This window comes from Serratia sp. BNK-12, assembly GCF_047456085.1.
Taxonomy (GTDB): Bacteria; Pseudomonadota; Gammaproteobacteria; order Enterobacterales; family Enterobacteriaceae; genus Serratia; species Serratia liquefaciens.
In genome coordinates this window covers 4,523,394-4,541,663 of sequence record NZ_CP179896.1, presented here as the reverse complement: position 1 = coordinate 4,541,663, position 18,270 = coordinate 4,523,394, and the positions used below count along the sequence as shown (strand labels likewise).

Here is an 18,270-nt window from a genome sequence, read left to right as displayed (position 1 = left end):
CGCCGCATGCGGCGCCTTTCGGATTACTTGGCGATTCTCTTGTACTTGATACGGTGCGGCTCAAGCGCTTCGGCGCCCAGCGTACGTTTCTTGTACTCTTCGTATTCGGTGAAGTTACCTTCGAAGAACTCGACATTACCTTCATCCTGGTAATCCAGAATGTGGGTAGCAATACGGTCGAGGAACCAACGGTCGTGCGAGATAACCATCGCGCAGCCCGGGAACTCCAACAGGGCGTTTTCCAGCGCGCGCAGGGTTTCAATATCCAGGTCGTTGGTCGGTTCGTCGAGCAGCAGTACGTTGCCGCCAACCTGCAGCAGCTTGGCCAGGTGCAGACGACCGCGCTCACCGCCGGACAGTTCGCCCACGCGCTTGCCCTGATCGACGCCTTTGAAGTTAAAGCGACCGACGTAAGCTCGGCTTGGCATTTCGGTGTTGCCGATACGCATGATGTCCTGGCCGCCGGAGACTTCTTCCCAAACGGTTTTTGAATTGTCCATGCTGTCACGGAACTGATCGACCGACGCCAGCTTGACGGTGTCACCCAGCACGATGCTGCCGGAATCAGGCTGTTCCTGACCGGACATCATGCGGAACAGCGTGGATTTACCGGCGCCGTTCGGGCCGATAATGCCGACAATCGCGCCCTTCGGCACGGCGAAGGAGAGATCGTCAATCAGCACGCGGTCGCCGTAGGACTTGCGCAGGTTGCTGACTTCAACCACTTTATCGCCCAGGCGTGCGCCAGGTGGAATAAAGAGTTCGTTGGTTTCGTTACGCTTTTGGTATTCGGTGCTGTTCAGCTCTTCAAAGCGGGCCAAACGTGCCTTGCCTTTGGACTGACGGCCTTTAGCGCCCTGACGCACCCACTCCAGCTCTTTCTCGATGGATTTGCGGCGTGCGGCTTCGGAAGAGGCTTCCTGCGCCAGACGTGCGTCTTTCTGCTCCAGCCAGGAAGAGTAGTTGCCTTCCCACGGGATGCCTTCGCCACGGTCCAGCTCGAGGATCCAGCCGGCCACGTTGTCGAGGAAGTAACGGTCGTGGGTGATCGCCACAACGGTCCCTTCGAAGTCGTGCAGGAAGCGTTCCAGCCAGGCCACGGATTCTGCATCCAGGTGGTTGGTCGGTTCGTCCAGCAGCAGCATGTCCGGTTTTTCCAGCAGCAGGCGGCACAGCGCGACACGGCGACGTTCACCACCGGACAGGTTGGCGATTTTTGCGTCCCATTCCGGCAGGCGCAACGCATCGGCGGCGCGCTCAAGCTGGGTATTCAGGTTGTGGCCATCATGGGCCTGAATGATTTCTTCCAGACGGCCCTGTTCAGCGGCCAGCTTGTCGAAGTCCGCGCCTTCTTCAGCGTACAGCGCGTACACTTCATCAAGACGTTTCAGGGCACCGACCACTTCCGCCAGCGCTTCTTCGACCGACTCGCGGACGGTGTGCTCCAGATTCAGCTGCGGCTCCTGAGGCAGGTAGCCGATTTTGATCCCTTGCTGCGGGCGAGCTTCACCTTCGATATCGGTGTCGATGCCGGCCATGATGCGCAACAGAGTGGATTTACCCGAGCCGTTCAGACCCAGCACGCCGATTTTGGCGCCAGGGAAGAAGCTCAGTGAGATGTTTTTCAGAATATGACGCTTCGGCGGAACCACTTTGCCGACGCGGTGCATGGTATAGACGTATTGAGCCACGGTGCTCTAGCCTCTCTATATCAGTTTTTATAGGATGTCTGGCTGCGGAGTGTAGCCCGTTTCGAAAGCGGATCCCAGACATCACTCAGCGATCGCTAAGTATAACCGGTTATGCGCCCGTGAAGGCGCATATTGGTCGCTTAAGGAGTGACGACGATCGCGACGCGGCGGTTTTCCGCCCGGCCGCTGGAGGTGCGGTTATCGGCGACCGGGTCGCGTTTGCCCATGCCGCGAGTTTCGATGTTAGCGCGTGGGATGCCTACGCTGGCCAGCAGGTCGGCCACCGCATTGGCGCGGCGCAGCGAGAGCTGGTCGTTATAGCTGTCTTCACCGTAATTATCCGTGTGACCGTCCAGACGGAATTTGGTGATGCCGACGCTCATCAGTGCACGGCCCATTTTCTGTACCGTGTCGGTGCTTTCCGGGTTCAGCTTGCCCACGTTGTTGCCGAACAGCACCTTGTCGGACAGGCCAAATTCCCAGCCGTTATCCGTCAGTTTGAACCCTTGCGACTGCAACAGGGCAATCTGCTCGGGCGTCAGGCCCTGCGGCTTGCTCTGACAGCCGGCGAGCGCCAGCAGGGCGATAAACATCATCGTCAGCAGTGAAAAACGGTTTTTTAGTGTTTGCTGTATCATAATCAAATCCCTAGTTTTATTTTATAGCCGGGGCTTTATTTTTGTATTGCCAGCCGCCAGCCTCCGTTATAACGATGCTTGGCCTGGTACATCGCATCGTCAGCTTCGTGCAAGAGCCCCTGAGGCGTCACCGCATGTTCAGGGTAAAGTGCAATACCGATACTCAAAGAGGAAATGACCTCTTCGCCGTTCGGTAACATCACCGGTTGGGTCATGCAGTCGATAATGTTATCGGCAATCTGCAGTACATCTTCCGTAGTGTGGACCGGTGCCAACAGTACGGCGAACTCATCACCTCCTAAACGTGCAACCAGGTCGCTCTCGCGTAACTGCGCGCGGATACGCCCGGCAATGGTGGTCAGCACTACGTCGCCGGCGGCGTGGCCGTAGCTGTCGTTAACTTCCTTGAAGCGATCGCCGTCGATAAACAGCACCGCCAGTTTTTCGGGTGACTCGATGTCTCCCAGCGCGCGACTCAGTCGGCCTTCGAAGAAAGCGCGGTTTGGCAAGCCGGTCAGGCTGTCGTGGGTCGCCCGGTGGGTCAGCGAGTCATTCTCCTGTTTCAGGTGCGCCTGCCAAGCTTCCAGTTCGTCAAGCAGGCCATTAAAGTCGCTGCTCAGCTCATGCAGTTCGGCAATCGGTGCCGAAGGCACCCGCAGCCCAAAGGCGCGATCGCGCCGTACCGCATGCGCCACGTTAGCGATATCGTCCAGCGAGCGGACGATCCCCTGCAACATGCGGCGCGACAGTACCAGCGCACACAGGGTACTGAGCACCAGACAGGCGATCATGCCTACCATACCGCGTAGCAAAAAACGCAGCAGGCTGCCGCCGTGGCCACTTAACCACACTTTGCCGACCTCTTTGCCTTCGTGAGTGATCGGCAGGATCACCGGTTGTGGCAACGCCCAGTGCGCCACGACTTGCTCCATGCCGTGCAGTGGGCCATCCTTGGGATGGTGCCAGGTCGCAAGCACTTTGCCGTTGTTGTTCAGAATTCTGGCTTCCGACACTTCCTCTTTAGAGGCGATCAGCACCAGGGCTTCGCGGGCGGCGGCACGGTCTTCGAACACCACGGCGGCTTCAACGGTATAGCTGATGGAGCGCGCGATCAGATGCAGGTTATGGTTGGCATAGGCGCGCAGTGCAAACAGCGCCACCAGGGTCAGGAAGATCCCCGCAGTACCCACGGCAATCAGCGCCAGCCCAAGGTGTACTCTTTGCAGTACCCGGCCCAGCGTAGGGCGTGACTGACCCGAACGGTTCTTGCGCAACCACTTCATAGCGGGGGCGCCTGTTTGCGTGCCAACTGCAACACGTTGGGGTGAACGCGCACGCCGCTACGTGCCAGCGCATCGAGATTGGCTTTAAAACTCGCGGTATCCCCTTCGATTTGCAGGCAGAACGCGCTGCCGGCCGAGCATTCAACATCGTTTTCGCTGATGCTGAGAATGGAGTGGCCGCTGATACGCTGTATAAAATTCTGCTTCTGACCGGCGTTAACATTGCCCAAATAAATAACATCGCAGCCGGTGCTCAGCAGCGGACTGTCAAAGGATACGCGTTCGGCCTTAATGGGCCGCGGAGCACTAAGCAGGATCGGATCGAACAGGCCTTCGGCATACTGGGTGGGTGCCGTCACACACAGTCGGATCGGATTGGGTTCGCTGGGCCAGCGGGCATAGCTGATAATGCCTACCACCACGGTGGTGACGGCATGGATGCGATTTTGATAAGGATCACCGGTTTCGGGGCGGGCTGAACCCGGGAAGGCCATCAGGGTGAGCAGCACCAGCGATAACAGGCGGCCGTAGTCCAGACGTGCGCAAATGAAACTCGCAAGAGAATTTTTTGCGCAGGTCGCTAGCCACACGGCATTTTTTGCCATCTTCATCTGCCATTCCTGCCCAGATCCGCAGTACCGATGCGGCAACATAACAATGAGAAGCCTGACCCGCTCGAAGGGATAATTGCCTTACTGAAAACTGTCAATCGCACTGCCTGATGAACACTATCTACCCATTATTGGCGCGGATTGTATTATAAGATATCCCGGTTGCGCGCTTTATGTGCCGTTTTCTCAGAATTATCTTACCTTTTTTTAATAGTATAAAAACGTCCGTCAGGGTTTGCCAGGCGTTTTCTGCAAAGTTAGCCCGCCCGGCCTGAGGTTTGGGGCATTTGCGCAACGGCGTTGTCGTCGGCCAGGAAATATATCCTGCATGACTAATTATTTCAGATGACTTCATCTTATTGTCGGCAGCGCTTATTAATAATAAATGAGCTGCTCGTTTCCAGTGTTAACCTCGGGTTAATGATTAATACGCTGTCTTTGGCGCCGGCTTTATTTTATTTGTCAGCGAGGGTAAACCTTTTTTACCTGAAGCCCTTCGTGACGATAAACTTCATCTACAGTAGTGAATGGATAAGCGATCGCGCTGTCTATGGTAGATGGCTGAGCCAGTCACTCAGCGCCTCCTTTTGTTCTGGCGTGCCGGATGAAGCGATATCCCACGACAGAGCGCGAAACACTCGGAGAGCCGTTTCACTGTCCGTTGGCTGCTGGCGTAGCGCGGCAACGGGGGAATCGGCTCTGGCAACACCATCAGCATTAGCGAGGAAAGAGTCAGTATGGTCAAGGTAGACAAGTGGCGGTTTTTGGCTGTGGGCCTGTGCCTGACGGCATTCTCAGGCGCCGCATTGGCGGACTCGCTGGACGCCCAGCGTCAGCGTTACCTGCAGATTAAACAGGCGTGGGACAGTAAGCAGATGGACGTCGTGGCGCAATTGATGCCGACGCTGCGTGATTACCCGCTATACCCTTATCTGGAATACCGTGAGCTGACGCAAGATCTCAGTCAGGCCGGGTTCTCCGAGGTGAACGATTTTATCAAACAGCATCCGACGCTGCCGCCGGCCAAATCATTGGCCCCGCGCTTTGTTAACGAGCTGGCACGGCGTGAAGACTGGCGGACTCTGTTGGCCTTTAGCCCACAGGCGCCTAAACCTATAGCTGCGCGTTGCAATTACTACTACGCCAAATGGGCCACCGGCGATCAACAGGCGGCCTGGAGCGGTGCTGAAGACGTTTGGATGAGCGGTAAATCGTTACCGGGCTCCTGTGACAAGCTGTTCAGCGTCTGGAAGGGCTCCGGCAAACAGACACCATCGGCGGTACTGGAGCGCATGAAGCTGGCGTTGAAAGAGGGCAACAGCGGCCTGGTCAACAGCTTGTACCGTCAGTTGCCGTCAGATTACCAAACCATGGGCGATGCGTTGGTGCGTCTGCAAAACGATCCGGCCACGGTAGAATCCTTTGCCCGTAGCGTAGGGCCAACAGATTTTACCCGTGCCGCGACCGGCATCGCTTTTGAACGCCTGGCGCGCCAGGATGTAGAAAATGCTCGCGCAATGATCCCGACGCTGGTGCGCCTGCAGAAAATGAGCGACAGCGAGCAGTTGGGGTTGGAAGAGGCGGTGGCCTGGCGCCTGATGGGTAGCGATGCCACCTTCGAACAAACCCAATGGCGCGATAAGGTGATCCTGCGCAGTCAGTCTCCGGCTCTGCTGGAACGTCGTGTGCGTATGGCATTGGGCAATGGCGATCGCCAGGGGGTGGCTACCTGGCTGGCTCGCCTGCCAGCGGAGTCTCGCAATAAAGACGAGTGGCGTTACTGGCGTGCAAGCCTGCTGCTGGACGAAGGCAAACGCAGTGAAGGTGAAGAGATCCTGCGTCGCCTGATGAACGAACGCGGTTTCTATCCAATGGTGGCGGCGCAGAAACTGAATAAGCCTTACCCGGTAATGGTGGCCGTGGCGGCGAAACCTCGCGCTTCGCTGGTGGACGGACCGGAGATTGCCCGGGTACGCGAACTGATGTACTGGAATATGGATAATCTGGCGCGCAGCGAGTGGACCTCGTTTGTGTCCAGCCGCAGTCGTCCGGAACAGGAAGCGCTGGCGCGTTATGCGTTCGAGCAAAAATGGGCCGATCTCAGCGTGCAGGCAACCATCGTTGGCAAACTGTGGGATCACCTTGAAGAGCGCTTCCCGGTAGCCTGGCCGCAAGAGTTCCGGGCCGCGACCGATGACAAGGGGATCACGCCGAGCTACGCCATGGCGATAGCCCGTCAGGAGAGCGCCTGGAACCCGAAAGCCCAGTCACCGGTAGGGGCCAGCGGCCTGATGCAGGTGATGCCGCGTACCGCGCAGCATACGGTGCAGATGTATAATATTCCCGGCTACTCAAGCCCAAGCCAGCTGCTTGATCCCCGGGTTAACATTACCATCGGTACCAGCTACCTGGAGTATGTGTACCAGCAGTTTGGGCGTAACCGTATTCTGTCATCGGCGGCCTACAACGCCGGTCCATCGCGGGTAAATACCTGGTTGGGCAACAGCGAAGGGCGGGTAGATGCGGTGGCGTTCGTCGAAAGCATCCCGTTCTCGGAAACCCGTTCTTATGTGAAGAACGTACTGGCCTATGACGCATTTTATCGCTACCTCATGCATCGTCCGGCCAAGGTGCTGACCGATGCCGAGTGGCAGAGGCGTTATTGATTTTTGCGGCGCTATGGTATGCTGCTGTACTAGTTAAATAGTATGGTGGCTTGCCATGACGCAATTATCGCTTAACGACCCGGCTCTTTCAGAACAAGGCAATGAGGATTGGCTGCGCTTTGTCGCGCTGCTGCAGAATTCGTTCGCCCAGGATCTGCATCAACCCCTGCTGCAACTGCTGCTGACGCCGGACGAAAGAACGGCTTTGGGGACGCGGGTGCGGATTATTCAGGAACTGATGCGCGGTGAGATGAGCCAGCGTGAGCTGAAGAACGAGCTGGGGGCCGGTATTGCCACCATCACTCGCGGTTCGAACAGCCTGAAGGCGGCGACGCCGGCGTTGAAGCAGTGGCTGGAGCAGCAATTGCTGGGCGAGGCACCTTAGTCGCGCCACGCCCGCATGCGCTTATTTTTGCGGCGCGTTGTTATGGTTTTGGTAGATCGGGTTGTGGAAGGGCACCAGTGCCAACAGCAGAGCCTGATGGTAAACGCTGGTGCGGCTCAACCGCCCATCGGTGAAGATACCGATAGCGCCGCCCTGGCGCTTCACTTCGGCATTGCCGGTGATGGTCGCCATTTCCGTCCCCAATTCGCGACCGGCGCGAATTCCCTGTAAAATCGTCTCCGGCAGCATCAGACTGGCTGAACGCGATTCGCCCCGGGTATACGGGTTTTCCACCGTCATCCAGGCGAAGGTCATATTCTCTTCGATACCCGCTTCCACGCCGACCCAAAAGTCGGCCTCCGGGCGTACCTGGCGTGCTTCCATGACGCGCTGGCGTGCACCGGTACGGGTTTCGAGATTGCCGATGGGTTGTAGTGAGACACCGCTGGCGACGTCGACCGATTCAATGCGGCATTGGTCTACGCCAAAGGTGTCCTCAAAGGCCAACTGAATAGCCTTAATCTTTGCCGGGTTGGTAGTTGCAGCGACAACATGATACATAACGGGTTTAGCATCCTTAAGCTAAGAGCCTATTCAATACGTCAGACGCTTGCGCAAGCGGCCTGTGACGAAGATAAACTCAGGTTTCACGCAGTATAACGGAAAAGCAAAATGTTACAGGTATACCTCGTTCGCCACGGCGAAACGGAATGGAATGCGGCTCGCCGTATCCAGGGTCAGTCCGACAGCCCGTTAACCGCCCACGGCGAACATCAGGCTCATCTGGTTGCCCAACGCGTCAGCAAGCTCGGCATCACGCACGTGATTACCAGCGATTTGGGGCGTACCCGACGCACCGCGCAAATCATCGCAGAAGCTTGCGGTTGCGAGGTGATAAACGATCCACGTTTGCGCGAATTGCACATGGGGGTTCTGGAAGAACGCCTGATCGACAGCCTGACGCCGCAGGAAGAGCAGTGGCGCAAGCAGATGGTCGATGGTACTGCTGACGGCCGTATCCCTCAAGGTGAATCCATGAGCGAGCTGGGTGGGCGGATGCGCGAGGCGCTGGAAAGCTGCCTGATGCTGCCGGAGGGGAGCAAACCGCTGATCGTGAGCCACGGTATCGCGTTGGGTTGTTTGATCAGCACCGTGCTCGGGTTACCTGCCTATGCCGAACGTCGCCTGCGTTTGCGCAACTGTTCGCTGTCACGTGTCGACTATCAGCAGAGCCCTTGGCTGGCTTCCGGCTGGATTGTCGAAACGGCGGGCGATATCACGCATCTGGACATGCCCGCACTCGACGAACTGCAACGTTAACGGCGGATCGGGATCAAATAGTCGCAGTTGATCTCGGTCGGCGGTTGGGGTGGCCGACGGTCACCCTTGGGATAAAAGCGCTCAATGTCGTGCCCTTTGCGGCGCGTGAGTTTGAGTGCCGGCAGACAAGTGCCGTACAGCGTCAGAATAAAGTCCTGCAGGCCAGAGGCTGGGCCTTCATAACTGAACATCGCATACTCGCCACCCTGCAGCGTCAGCGGCTGCCCAGCCTGAATTTCCTTCGGAACGTGATGCGGTTCCAGCGCCGTGGTGTACAGCACTTCCTGCTCGTCGTCCTTTTCCTGGCTTGGACGCGAATGATGAAGACCATACAGCACCGGCGGCAGCGTCTCCGCTTCGCCCAGGTATTGGCGCCAAAACTGTGAACGCAGCTCGGTACGGAAGTTTGAAATTTGCTCCAGCGTGCACGAATAGCTTTGCGTCAGGCCAATCAGGTGCAGTTCCGGTAGTGTGACAAACTCTGGCTGCGGCAGGGTAAAGGCGCCCAGGCGGATTGGCGGACAGATGCCGAATGCGCTCCAGTCTTCGGCGCGGCGATACAATGCCGGCGTTTGCGCAAACTGTTTTTTAAATGCGCGAGTGAATGTCTGCTGCGAGTCGAAGCGATACTGTAAGGCGATATCCAGAATAGGGCGGCTGGTTAAACGCAGCGCCACCGCAGCCTTGGATAATCTCCTTGCCCGGATATAAGCGCCGATGGCGTTACCGGTAATATCTTTGAACATCCGTTGTAGATGCCATTTTGAGTAACCCGCTTTTGCCGCCACGTTGTCCAGCGACAAGGGTTGGTCCAAATGGCTTTCCAGCCAGCTAAGCAGATCACGAATGATACCGGCTTGATCCATAGATCTTCCTCGTAGAGCTTTAGGGTCGGGACCCGAACTGTTTATTCGTCACGCTGGTGCTTGCGCTATCAGACCAATCCATGAGCCATTTTGCGTAGCACTCTTTGCCTCTCGCAGCGGGTTGTGCGGGAGTTGGACAGGGGCACACCTTAAAGGGCGCAAAGAAATAACGACGCCGCATAATAGCAATTTTTTTCCTCCGAGACTCTCAAAGATTTTTTTCACGCTCTGTGCTAAAAAGACCGGTGCAGACCGGAAAAACCCCTATTCTGTGACCTGAAACATAAACAATATTAATTGCCTGCGGCTATTTTCAGCGCCCAGGTTATTGGAGTTAAGTGAATGAAAAAAGGATGGATATTTTTGTTTGGTTTAGTTTGCGCAACGGTAAACAGCGCGCAGGCAGAACAGGTTGGGTCGGTGGATACGGTATTCAAACTCTTCGGTCCGGACCACAAAATCGTGGTGGAAGCATTCGACGATCCTGATGTTAAAAATGTAACTTGTTATATCAGCCGAGCCAAAACCGGTGGCATTAAAGGCGGGCTGGGATTGGCGGAGGATACTGCGGATGCGGCCATTTCTTGCCAGCAGGTCGGGCCGATTGCGCTGAACGATAAAATCAAAAACGGCAAGGCTGAAGGGACGGTGGTGTTCCAGAAACGAACGTCGCTGGTGTTCAAGAAGCTGCAGGTGGTACGCTTCTACGATTCAGCTCGTAATGCGTTGATTTATCTTAGCTATTCAGACCGTGTGGTGGATGGTTCACCGAAGAACGCGTTGAGCGCGGTGCCGATCATCCCTTGGGGTGAGGCAAAATAAGAGACTTGGGGTTCAACTGAACCCCAACTATTTTAACGCGAGACTTACTCTTCCAGATCGCCGCAGAAACGGTAGCCTTCACCGTGAATGGTAGCGATGATTTCAGGCGTGTCCGGCGTGGATTCGAAGTGCTTGCGGATGCGACGAATGGTCACGTCCACGGTGCGGTCATGCGGTTTCAGCTCGCGACCGGTCATCTTCTTCAGCAGTTCGCCACGGGATTGGATCTTGCCCGGGTTTTCGCAGAAGTGCAGCATGGCGCGGAATTCACTGCGCGGCAATTTGTATTGCTCGCCCGCTGGGCTGATCAGTGAGCGGCTGTTGATGTCCAGCTCCCAACCGTTGAACTTATAGCTTTCAACCAGACGGCGTTCTTCGCCGACGCTGCCCAGGTTCATGGTGCGGGACAGCAGGTTGCGTGCGCGAATGGTCAGTTCACGTGGATTAAATGGCTTGGTGATATAGTCATCAGCGCCGATTTCCAATCCGAGGATCTTATCAACTTCGTTATCACGGCCGGTCAGGAACATCAGCGCAACGCTGGCCTGTTCGCGCAGTTCACGCGCCAGCAGCAGGCCATTTTTGCCTGGCAGATTGATGTCCATGATAACCAGATTGATATCATTTTCAGACAGGATGTTGTGCATCTCTGCACCATCATTGGCTTCATGAACAACGTAGCCTTCCGCCTCGAAAATGCTCTTCAGGGTGTTACGAGTGACTAACTCGTCTTCGACAATCAGAATGTGCGGGGTCTGCATATTTGCTACCTAAAATTGCCAACAAAATAGAAAATAGGAAGTACAGAAGTCTTTGTTTTCTTAGCGGAGGGCAGAGATTAGCGCTCACGTTCCCTCTTACCAAATGACTACAGTACGTAAACTCGTTCTTGATGCACTTTCCATCTCATGTCAACAAGATCGCTAGCTTGGTGGGGGTGCTATTCCTTACATCCCCAAAGGTGCCAAAACGGCGCATATCCTAACCCTATTAACAGCAATATAACAGTGCGTACCGAATTCATCACCCAACAAAACTAAGCTTTGTTGACATATATCAAATTCAATTGTAGCACGTTAACAGTTTTGTGAAAAACACTTACAGAAATGCCAGCTTAAGTCACAGAACCATAAATTCTGTGTACGATTCAGCATTGTTGTGCCTAATGAGGTAGAATTAACGGCTTATTGATAAAGCAGTTATATTAACACCTTGATTAATAAGAGTAGTAAATCATAAGAAGTAATAATATGTATTCCGTGCCATTTATAAGGCCAATAGCGCATTTACCCCTGTCTATCGTGGTGCGCGGGATTATTGTTGCACACTTGTAAATATAATCAGAGTATCCTGAACGGTCAAAAACCTGCGATCCCTTATTCAGTGGAGTATTGATGCAGCTGCATATTGTTTTAGTGGCTCCGGCACGGCCGGAAAACGTCGGCGCTGCGGCGCGGGCAATGAAAACCATGGGTTTTACTTCGTTGCGCATTGTCGACAGCGAAGCGCACCTGCAGCCGGCAGCGCGTTGGGTTGCTCACGGGGCGGGGGATATCCTCGACGGCGTGCAAACTTTTGCCACGCTGGAACAGGCACTGGCGGACGTAGATTTCACCGTGGCCACCACGGCCCGCAGCCGGGCGCGTTTTCATTATTACTGTACGCCGCAGCAGCTGTTAGGCCAACTGAGTGAGCGCAGCCAGTGGGTGAACCAGGCGGCGTTGGTGTTTGGCCGTGAAGATTCCGGCTTGACCAATGAGGAGCTGGAACTGGCGGATTTGCTGACCGGCGTACCTATGCAGGCGGATTACCCTTCGCTCAATCTCGGTCAGGCGGTGATGGTGTACTGTTATCAACTGTCAGAGCTGATGAACGTCAGTGCGCCACAAGAGCCGGTAGCCAACGAGGGTCAACTCAAGGCATTACGTCAGCGCGCCGAGGGATTACTGGCGGCGCTGGAGGTCAGTGGCGATCAAAAATTGCGCGACTGGCTGCATCAACGCCTTGGTGTTCTGCAACAGCGGGACACGGCGATGCTGCATACTTTGTTGCACGATATCGAAAAAAAACTGACAAAGTGATACCCGTAAACATGGCTAATTTTGCAGTGTGATCCACTGCAAATTTGCCGCCTGCCTGTCTTTTTGTTCTGTCATCTGGCTTTTCATCTCTCGCATCGCCCGGTTAGCCTGCTGGACGATAAATAAGCAAAAACAAGAAATAATTTGACTTGGGATAGCGATTGCTTTAACCAATAGAGGGGACAGAGTATTTAATGAGACAGACAGACAAAATGCGAAACATCAGCCTGAACACAACAATTATTACCACCACCGATACCACAGGTAACGGGGCGGGCTGACGCGTACAGGAAACAAAAGAAAAAAGCCCGCACCTAACCAGTGCGGGCTTTTTTTTCGGCTTAAATTCGGGAGAGACAAGAAATGCGAGTGCTGAAATTTGGCGGAACCTCGGTAGCGAATGCAGAACGTTTTCTGCGCGTTGCCGACATCATGGAAAGTAATGCACGTCAGGGACAGGTGGCCACGGTCTTGTCCGCTCCGGCTAAAATCACTAACCACCTGGTGGCAATGATTGAAAAAACGGTAGCGGGGCAAGACATTCTGCCAAATATGAGCGATGCAGAGCGCATCTTCGCCGACCTGCTGAGCGGGCTGGCGCAGGCGTTGCCCGGCTTTGAGTACGATCGCCTCAAGACGTTTGTCGATCAGGAGTTCGCCCAGCTCAAGCAGGTGCTGCATGGCGTTGCGTTGCTTGGACAGTGCCCGGACAGCGTGAATGCGGCCATTATCTGCCGCGGCGAGAAGCTCTCCATCGCCATCATGGAAGGGGTGTTTCGTGCCAAAGGTTTCCCGGTCACGGTGATTAACCCGGTTGAGAAACTGCTGGCGCAGGGGCATTACCTGGAGTCCACGGTAGATATCGCAGAATCCACATTGCGTATCGCCGCATCGGCCATCCCGGCGGATCACATTGTGCTGATGGCCGGTTTCACCGCCGGCAACGACAAGGGCGAATTGGTGGTGCTGGGCCGTAACGGTTCCGACTACTCTGCCGCGGTGCTGGCTGCCTGTTTGCGCGCCGACTGTTGCGAGATCTGGACCGACGTTGACGGCGTTTATACCTGTGACCCACGCACCGTGCCGGATGCCAGGCTGTTGAAATCGATGTCGTACCAGGAAGCCATGGAGCTTTCCTATTTCGGCGCCAGCGTTCTCCACCCCCGCACCATTGCCCCCATCGCTCAGTTCCAAATCCCCTGCCTGATCAAAAACACCGCTAATCCACAGGCACCAGGCACGCTGATTGGCGGCGAAAATCTGGATTCTGATACGCCGGTGAAGGGCATCACCAACCTGAACAATATGGCGATGATCAACGTCTCCGGTCCGGGGATGAAAGGCATGGTCGGCATGGCGGCGCGGGTATTTGCCGTAATGTCGCGCGCCGGCATCTCTGTGGTGCTGATCACCCAGTCGTCCTCTGAATACAGCATCAGTTTCTGCGTGCCGCAGAGCGAACTGCAACGTGCGCGTCGGGCGCTGGAAGACGAGTTCTATCTTGAATTGAAAGACGGTCTGCTGGAGCCGCTGGACGTAATGGAACAGTTGGCGATCATCTCGGTGGTCGGCGACGGCATGCGTACCCTGCGCGGCATTTCGGCCAGCTTCTTCTCTGCGCTGGCTCGCGCCAATATCAACATTGTCGCTATTGCTCAGGGCTCTTCTGAACGCTCCATCTCGGTGGTGGTCAGCAATGATTCCGCGACCACCGGGGTGCGCGTTTGCCATCAGATGTTGTTCAATACCGATCAGGTGATTGAAGTGTTTGTCATCGGCGTTGGTGGCGTGGGCGGCGCGTTGATCGAGCAGATTTACCGTCAGCAACCTTGGCTGAAACAAAAGCATATCGATCTGCGGGTGTGCGGCATTGCCAATTCGCGTGCCATGTTGACCAACATTCACGGCATTCAGCTTGAAAGCTGGCGTGATGAGCTGGCCGGCGCGCAAGAGCCGTTCAACCTGGGGCGTTTGATTCGTTTGGTGAAGGAGTACCACCTGCTGAACCCGGTGATTGTCGACTGCACCTCCAGCCAGGCCGTTGCCGATCAATACGCGGACTTCCTGGCGGATGGATTCCACGTGGTGACGCCGAATAAAAAGGCCAACACCTCGTCGATGAACTACTACCAACAGTTGCGCACCGCCGCGGCCGGTTCGCGCCGCAAGTTTCTGTATGACACCAACGTCGGCGCGGGCTTGCCGGTGATCGAAAACCTGCAAAACCTGCTGAACGCCGGTGATGAGCTGACGCGTTTCTCCGGCATCCTGTCCGGTTCGCTGTCGTTTATTTTCGGCAAACTGGACGAGGGCATGTCGCTGTCGGCGGCGACCCTGGAGGCCAAGGCTAAAGGGTATACCGAGCCGGATCCACGTGACGACCTTTCCGGTATGGACGTGGCCCGCAAGCTGCTGATCCTGGCCCGTGAAGCGGGGTACAAACTGGAACTGGAAGATATTGAGGTCGAGTCGGCGCTGCCGCCTTCCTTTGACGCCTCCGGGGATGTGGAAACCTTTATGGCGCGCCTGCCGGAACTGGATAAAGAGTATGCTCGCAATGTGGCCAACGCCGCTGAGCAGGGCAAGGTGCTGCGCTACGTCGGCGTCATTGAAAATGGCCGCTGTCAGGTTCGCATAGATGCGGTAGATGGCAACGATCCGTTGTATAAAGTGAAGAACGGCGAGAACGCCTTGGCTTTCTACAGCCGTTACTATCAGCCGTTGCCGTTGGTACTGCGTGGCTACGGTGCCGGTAACGATGTGACTGCAGCAGGGGTCTTCGCCGATCTGTTGCGCACACTGTCATGGAAGTTGGGAGTTTAATATGGTTAAGGTGTATGCGCCGGCCTCAATTGGCAACGTAAGCGTCGGCTTTGACGTTCTGGGTGCAGCGGTGTCACCGATCGACGGTACCTTGCTGGGCGACTGCGTCAGCGTCGAGGCTGCCGCCACGTTCAGCCTTCAGAACGCCGGTCGCTTCGTCAGCAAACTGCCGGACGATCCAAAAGAGAATATCGTTTATCAGTGCTGGCAGCGTTTCTGTCAGGAGATCGGCCGTGAGATCCCGGTGGCGATGCGGCTGGAGAAAAACATGCCGATCGGTTCAGGATTGGGTTCCAGCGCCTGCTCGGTGGTTGCCGGGCTGATGGCGATGAATGAATTCTGCAACCGTCCGCTGGATAAAATGACCCTGCTGAGCCTGATGGGCGAGCTGGAAGGCCGCATCTCCGGCAGCGTGCATTACGACAACGTGGCGCCTTGCTACCTTGGCGGCTTGCAACTGATGCTGGAAGAAGAAGGCTTCATCAGCCAGGAAGTGCCATGCTTTAAAGACTGGCTGTGGGTGATGGCCTATCCGGGCATCAAGGTGTCCACCGCCGAAGCGCGCGCGATTTTACCCGCGCAGTATCGTCGTCAGGACTGTATCAGTCACGGTCGCTATCTGGCGGGCTTTATTCATGCCTGCCATACCCAGCAGCCGCGTTTGGCCGCCAAACTGATGCAGGACGTGATTGCCGAGCCGTACCGCACCCGCCTGCTGCCGGGCTTTGCCGATGCGCGTAAAGCTGCGCAGGATATAGGTGCGCTGGCTTGCGGTATTTCCGGCTCCGGCCCGACGCTGTTCGCCGTCTGTGATGATGGCGCTACGGCTCAACGCATGGCCGATTGGCTGACTAATCACTATCTGCAAAACGACGAAGGTTTTGTTCATATTTGCCGTCTGGATACCGCAGGCGCACGACTACTGGGATAACGCATGAAACTGTACAACCTTAAGGATCACAACGAGCAGGTCAGCTTCGCGCAGGCGATCAAACAAGGCCTGGGCAAACAGCAAGGGCTGTTTTTCCCGCTGGAACTGCCGGAATTTGAATTGACCGAAATCGATCATCTGCTGGAGCAGGATTTTGTCACCCGCAGCAGCCGCATCCTGTCGGCGTTTATTGGCGATGAAGTTTCCGAAGAGGCTCTGCATAAGCGCGTAGCGGCGGCCTTTGAATTCCCGGCACCGGTGGCGCAAGTGGAAGACGACATCGCGTGCCTGGAGCTGTTCCACGGCCCGACGCTGGCGTTCAAAGACTTCGGCGGCCGCTTTATGGCGCAAATGCTGGCGGAAGTGGCAGGCGATCAGCCGGTGACTATCCTGACGGCGACCTCCGGCGATACCGGCGCGGCGGTGGCACATGCTTTCTACGGCCTGAAGAATGTTCGCGTGGTGATCCTTTACCCGCAGGGCAAAATCAGCCCGTTGCAGGAAAAACTGTTCTGCACCCTGGGCGGCAACATTCACACCGTGGCGATTGATGGCGACTTCGATGCCTGCCAGGCCCTGGTCAAGCAGGCGTTTGACGATCAGGAACTGAAAGAAGCGCTGCACCTGAACTCGGCCAACTCGATCAATATCAGCCGCCTGCTGGCGCAGATTTGCTACTACTTCGAAGCGGTAGCGCAACTGCCGCAGGAAGCACGTAATCAACTGGTGATTTCGGTACCCAGCGGTAACTTCGGCGATCTGACCGCCGGCTTGTTGGCCAAATCACTGGGACTGCCGGTGAAGCGTTTTATCGCCGCGACCAATGCCAACGATACTGTGCCGCGCTTCCTGACGAATGGTCAGTGGCAGCCACACGCCACGGTGGCTACGCTTTCGAATGCGATGGACGTCAGCCAGCCGAATAACTGGCCGCGCGTAGAAGAGCTGTTCCGTCGCAAGATCTGGCAGTTGAAAGAACTGGGGCACGCAACGGTGAGTGACGAAACCACCAAGGACAGCATGCGTGAGCTGGCGCAACTGGGCTACCTTTCTGAGCCGCATGCGGCAATCGCTTATCGCGCGTTGCGTGACCAATTGAAGGAAGGGGAGTTTGGCTTGTTCCTCGGTACTGCGCATCCGGCCAAGTTCAAAGAGAGCGTAGAGGAAATTCTCGGTCAGGAGCTGCCACTGCCCAAGGCGCTGGCGCTGCGCGCCGATTTGCCGCTGTTGTCCCACAATCTGCCGGCCAGCTTTGGCGAACTGCGTAAGTTCCTGATGGCCTTGCCTGCCTGATCCCGCTGGAGGCATAAAGCGAAAAGCCGTCATTGCGACGGCTTTTTTTATGGGCGTGGCGGATTACTGCTCGGGGCGTTTGAACACCAGTTCGTTGCCTTTGGAGTCGGCTTCATCGAAGGCGTAACCTTCCAGGTTGAAACCAAGCAGTTGTTCGCGCTGCGTCAGGCGATTCTTGATGATATAGCGGCTCATCAATCCACGCGCCTTCTTGGCGTAGAAGCTGATCACTTTGTATTTGCCGTTCTTTTCGTCGAGGAACACCGGTTTAATCAGCGTGCCGTGCAGTTTGGCCGGCTTCACCGATTTGAAGTATTCGTCGGAAGCCAGGTTGACCACCACGTCGTCGCCCTGTTGCTCCAGCGCTTCGTTAAGCTTTTTGGTGATCTGCTCGCCCCAGAAGCTGTACAAATCCTTGCCCTTGGCGTTCTCCAGTTTGATGCCCATCTCGAGACGGTAAGGCATCATCAGATCGAGCGGGCGCAGCACGCCGTACAGCCCGGACAGCATGCGCAGATGCTGCTGGGCAAAGTCAAAATCGCCCTCGCTGAAGTCCTGTGCGTGCAAACCGGTATAGACGTCGCCTTTGAAAGCCAGCAGGGCCTGGCGAGCATTGTCTGGGGTGAACTTTGGCTGCCAGTCGCCAAAGCGAGCGGCGTTCAACCCGGCCAGTTTGTCGCTGATGCCCATCAGTTTGGAGATTTGTACCGGCGTCAGCTCGCGGCAGATTTTGATCAGCTGCTTAGATTTGTCCAGCAGTTCCGGCTGAGTGAAGCGTTCTGTCGCCAATGGGCTTTCGTAATCAAGGGTTTTTGCAGGTGAAATAATAACGAGCATGGCCAGATCCTGTTTATCCAAGA

Annotated in this window: 17 protein-coding genes and 1 other annotated feature; of the genes, 9 read left to right on the top strand and 8 right to left on the bottom strand. The window is 56.0% G+C overall.

The genetic code is table 11. The features are described 5' to 3' along the window. Nucleotides 1-23: 23 nt before the first annotated feature. From ettA to ACMGG1_RS21160, 4 genes are all read right to left on the bottom strand, one after another. Complete coding sequence (gene ettA, locus ACMGG1_RS21175) at nt 24-1,691, bottom strand: energy-dependent translational throttle protein EttA (protein ID WP_041414175.1); 1,668 nt, start codon at nt 1,689-1,691, stop codon at nt 24-26. 140 nt (nt 1,692-1,831) lie between these two features. Further along, nucleotides 1,832-2,329 carry an OmpA family protein gene (locus ACMGG1_RS21170; protein WP_020825128.1) on the bottom strand — a complete coding sequence of 166 codons (498 nt, stop codon included), beginning with the start codon at nt 2,327-2,329 and terminating at the stop codon, nt 1,832-1,834. Between the two features lie 35 nt (nt 2,330-2,364). Further along, a complete protein-coding gene (locus ACMGG1_RS21165) occupies nt 2,365-3,612 on the bottom strand; it encodes a diguanylate cyclase domain-containing protein (RefSeq protein WP_048762898.1) in 1,248 nt (415 codons plus the stop codon). Beyond that, a complete protein-coding gene (locus tag ACMGG1_RS21160; protein ID WP_130016158.1) occupies nt 3,609-4,223 on the bottom strand; it encodes a YfiR family protein in 615 nt (204 codons plus the stop codon). Before ACMGG1_RS21160 ends, ACMGG1_RS21165 begins: the two co-directional genes overlap by 4 nt. A gap of 737 nt (nt 4,224-4,960) precedes the next feature. On the opposite strand from ACMGG1_RS21160, the gene sltY reads away from it, so the two are divergent. Further along, the gene (gene sltY / locus ACMGG1_RS21155) at nt 4,961-6,889 is read left to right on the top strand and encodes a murein transglycosylase (protein ID WP_048762900.1); all 1,929 of its coding nucleotides are present in this window, start codon (nt 4,961-4,963) and stop codon (nt 6,887-6,889) included. A gap of 55 nt (nt 6,890-6,944) precedes the next feature. After that, complete coding sequence (gene trpR, locus ACMGG1_RS21150) at nt 6,945-7,274, top strand: trp operon repressor (RefSeq protein WP_020825132.1); 330 nt, start codon at nt 6,945-6,947, stop codon at nt 7,272-7,274. Between the two features lie 21 nt (nt 7,275-7,295). Here the strand turns inward: trpR and yjjX are convergent, their stop codons facing one another. Continuing rightward, nucleotides 7,296-7,835, bottom strand: a complete 540-nt coding sequence (gene yjjX / locus ACMGG1_RS21145) for an inosine/xanthosine triphosphatase (protein ID WP_020825133.1) — start codon at nt 7,833-7,835, stop codon at nt 7,296-7,298. Nucleotides 7,836-7,946: 111 nt separating this feature from the next. Between yjjX and gpmB the strand changes: the two genes are divergently transcribed. Beyond that, nucleotides 7,947-8,594, top strand: coding sequence for a 2,3-diphosphoglycerate-dependent phosphoglycerate mutase GpmB (gene gpmB, locus ACMGG1_RS21140; protein WP_020825134.1), 648 nt, complete (start codon nt 7,947-7,949; stop codon nt 8,592-8,594). Here gpmB and robA read toward each other — a convergent pair. Beyond that, complete coding sequence (robA, locus tag ACMGG1_RS21135) at nt 8,591-9,460, bottom strand: MDR efflux pump AcrAB transcriptional activator RobA (protein WP_020825135.1); 870 nt, start codon at nt 9,458-9,460, stop codon at nt 8,591-8,593. The genes gpmB and robA overlap by 4 nt on opposite strands. Nucleotides 9,461-9,802: 342 nt before the next feature. Between robA and creA the strand changes: the two genes are divergently transcribed. After that, the gene (gene creA / locus ACMGG1_RS21130) at nt 9,803-10,282 is read left to right on the top strand and encodes a protein CreA (protein ID WP_020825136.1); all 480 of its coding nucleotides are present in this window, start codon (nt 9,803-9,805) and stop codon (nt 10,280-10,282) included. A 44-nt stretch (nt 10,283-10,326) separates the two neighbouring features. Here the strand turns inward: creA and arcA are convergent, their stop codons facing one another. Beyond that, nucleotides 10,327-11,043 (bottom strand): two-component system response regulator ArcA, encoded by a 717-nt coding sequence (gene arcA / locus ACMGG1_RS21125; RefSeq protein ID WP_004949989.1) that lies wholly within the window; start codon nt 11,041-11,043, stop codon nt 10,327-10,329. Between the two features lie 633 nt (nt 11,044-11,676). On the opposite strand from arcA, the gene ACMGG1_RS21120 reads away from it, so the two are divergent. The 5 genes from ACMGG1_RS21120 (at nt 11,677) to thrC (ending at nt 17,410) form a co-directional block, all read left to right on the top strand. Beyond that, complete coding sequence (locus ACMGG1_RS21120) at nt 11,677-12,363, top strand: tRNA/rRNA methyltransferase (RefSeq protein ID WP_046374553.1); 687 nt, start codon at nt 11,677-11,679, stop codon at nt 12,361-12,363. 194 nt (nt 12,364-12,557) lie between these two features. Then, nucleotides 12,558-12,644 (top strand): thr operon leader peptide, encoded by an 87-nt coding sequence (gene thrL / locus ACMGG1_RS21115; RefSeq protein ID WP_071592991.1) that lies wholly within the window; start codon nt 12,558-12,560, stop codon nt 12,642-12,644. Continuing rightward, nucleotides 12,583-12,701: a sequence feature (Thr leader region), on the top strand. It overlaps the preceding gene by 62 nt. Nucleotides 12,702-12,726: 25 nt before the next feature. Next, nucleotides 12,727-15,186: a bifunctional aspartate kinase/homoserine dehydrogenase I gene (thrA, locus tag ACMGG1_RS21110; protein ID WP_122077094.1), complete on the top strand. Its 2,460-nt coding sequence runs from the start codon at nt 12,727-12,729 to the stop codon at nt 15,184-15,186. 1 nt (nt 15,187) lies between these two features. Further along, nucleotides 15,188-16,117, top strand: a complete 930-nt coding sequence (gene thrB / locus ACMGG1_RS21105) for a homoserine kinase (RefSeq protein ID WP_044554113.1) — start codon at nt 15,188-15,190, stop codon at nt 16,115-16,117. Between the two features lie 3 nt (nt 16,118-16,120). Beyond that, nucleotides 16,121-17,410, top strand: coding sequence for a threonine synthase (thrC, locus tag ACMGG1_RS21100; protein WP_020825140.1), 1,290 nt, complete (start codon nt 16,121-16,123; stop codon nt 17,408-17,410). A gap of 63 nt (nt 17,411-17,473) precedes the next feature. Here thrC and yaaA read toward each other — a convergent pair whose 3' ends face one another. Then, nucleotides 17,474-18,247, bottom strand: coding sequence for a peroxide stress protein YaaA (gene yaaA, locus ACMGG1_RS21095; RefSeq protein ID WP_020825141.1), 774 nt, complete (start codon nt 18,245-18,247; stop codon nt 17,474-17,476). Between the last annotated feature and the right edge of the window lie 23 nt (nt 18,248-18,270).

Excerpts from the sequence above, each read along its gene's own strand:
- ACMGG1_RS21170 (WP_020825128.1), bottom strand. The coding sequence starts at position 2,329 with ATGATACAGCAAACACTAAAAAACCGTTTTTCACTGCTGACGATGATG.
- ACMGG1_RS21165 (WP_048762898.1), bottom strand. The coding sequence starts at position 3,612 with ATGAAGTGGTTGCGCAAGAACCGTTCGGGTCAGTCACGCCCTACGCTG.
- ACMGG1_RS21160 (WP_130016158.1), bottom strand. The coding sequence starts at position 4,223 with ATGAAGATGGCAAAAAATGCCGTGTGGCTAGCGACCTGCGCAAAAAAT.
- sltY (WP_048762900.1), top strand. The coding sequence starts at position 4,961 with ATGGTCAAGGTAGACAAGTGGCGGTTTTTGGCTGTGGGCCTGTGCCTG.
- trpR (WP_020825132.1), top strand. The coding sequence starts at position 6,945 with ATGACGCAATTATCGCTTAACGACCCGGCTCTTTCAGAACAAGGCAAT.
- yjjX (WP_020825133.1), bottom strand. The coding sequence starts at position 7,835 with ATGTATCATGTTGTCGCTGCAACTACCAACCCGGCAAAGATTAAGGCT.
- gpmB (WP_020825134.1), top strand. The coding sequence starts at position 7,947 with ATGTTACAGGTATACCTCGTTCGCCACGGCGAAACGGAATGGAATGCG.
- robA (WP_020825135.1), bottom strand. The coding sequence starts at position 9,460 with ATGGATCAAGCCGGTATCATTCGTGATCTGCTTAGCTGGCTGGAAAGC.
- creA (WP_020825136.1), top strand. The coding sequence starts at position 9,803 with ATGAAAAAAGGATGGATATTTTTGTTTGGTTTAGTTTGCGCAACGGTA.
- arcA (WP_004949989.1), bottom strand. The coding sequence starts at position 11,043 with ATGCAGACCCCGCACATTCTGATTGTCGAAGACGAGTTAGTCACTCGT.
- ACMGG1_RS21120 (WP_046374553.1), top strand. The coding sequence starts at position 11,677 with ATGCAGCTGCATATTGTTTTAGTGGCTCCGGCACGGCCGGAAAACGTC.
- thrL (WP_071592991.1), top strand. The coding sequence starts at position 12,558 with ATGAGACAGACAGACAAAATGCGAAACATCAGCCTGAACACAACAATT.
- thrA (WP_122077094.1), top strand. The coding sequence starts at position 12,727 with ATGCGAGTGCTGAAATTTGGCGGAACCTCGGTAGCGAATGCAGAACGT.
- thrB (WP_044554113.1), top strand. The coding sequence starts at position 15,188 with ATGGTTAAGGTGTATGCGCCGGCCTCAATTGGCAACGTAAGCGTCGGC.
- thrC (WP_020825140.1), top strand. The coding sequence starts at position 16,121 with ATGAAACTGTACAACCTTAAGGATCACAACGAGCAGGTCAGCTTCGCG.
- yaaA (WP_020825141.1), bottom strand. The coding sequence starts at position 18,247 with ATGCTCGTTATTATTTCACCTGCAAAAACCCTTGATTACGAAAGCCCA.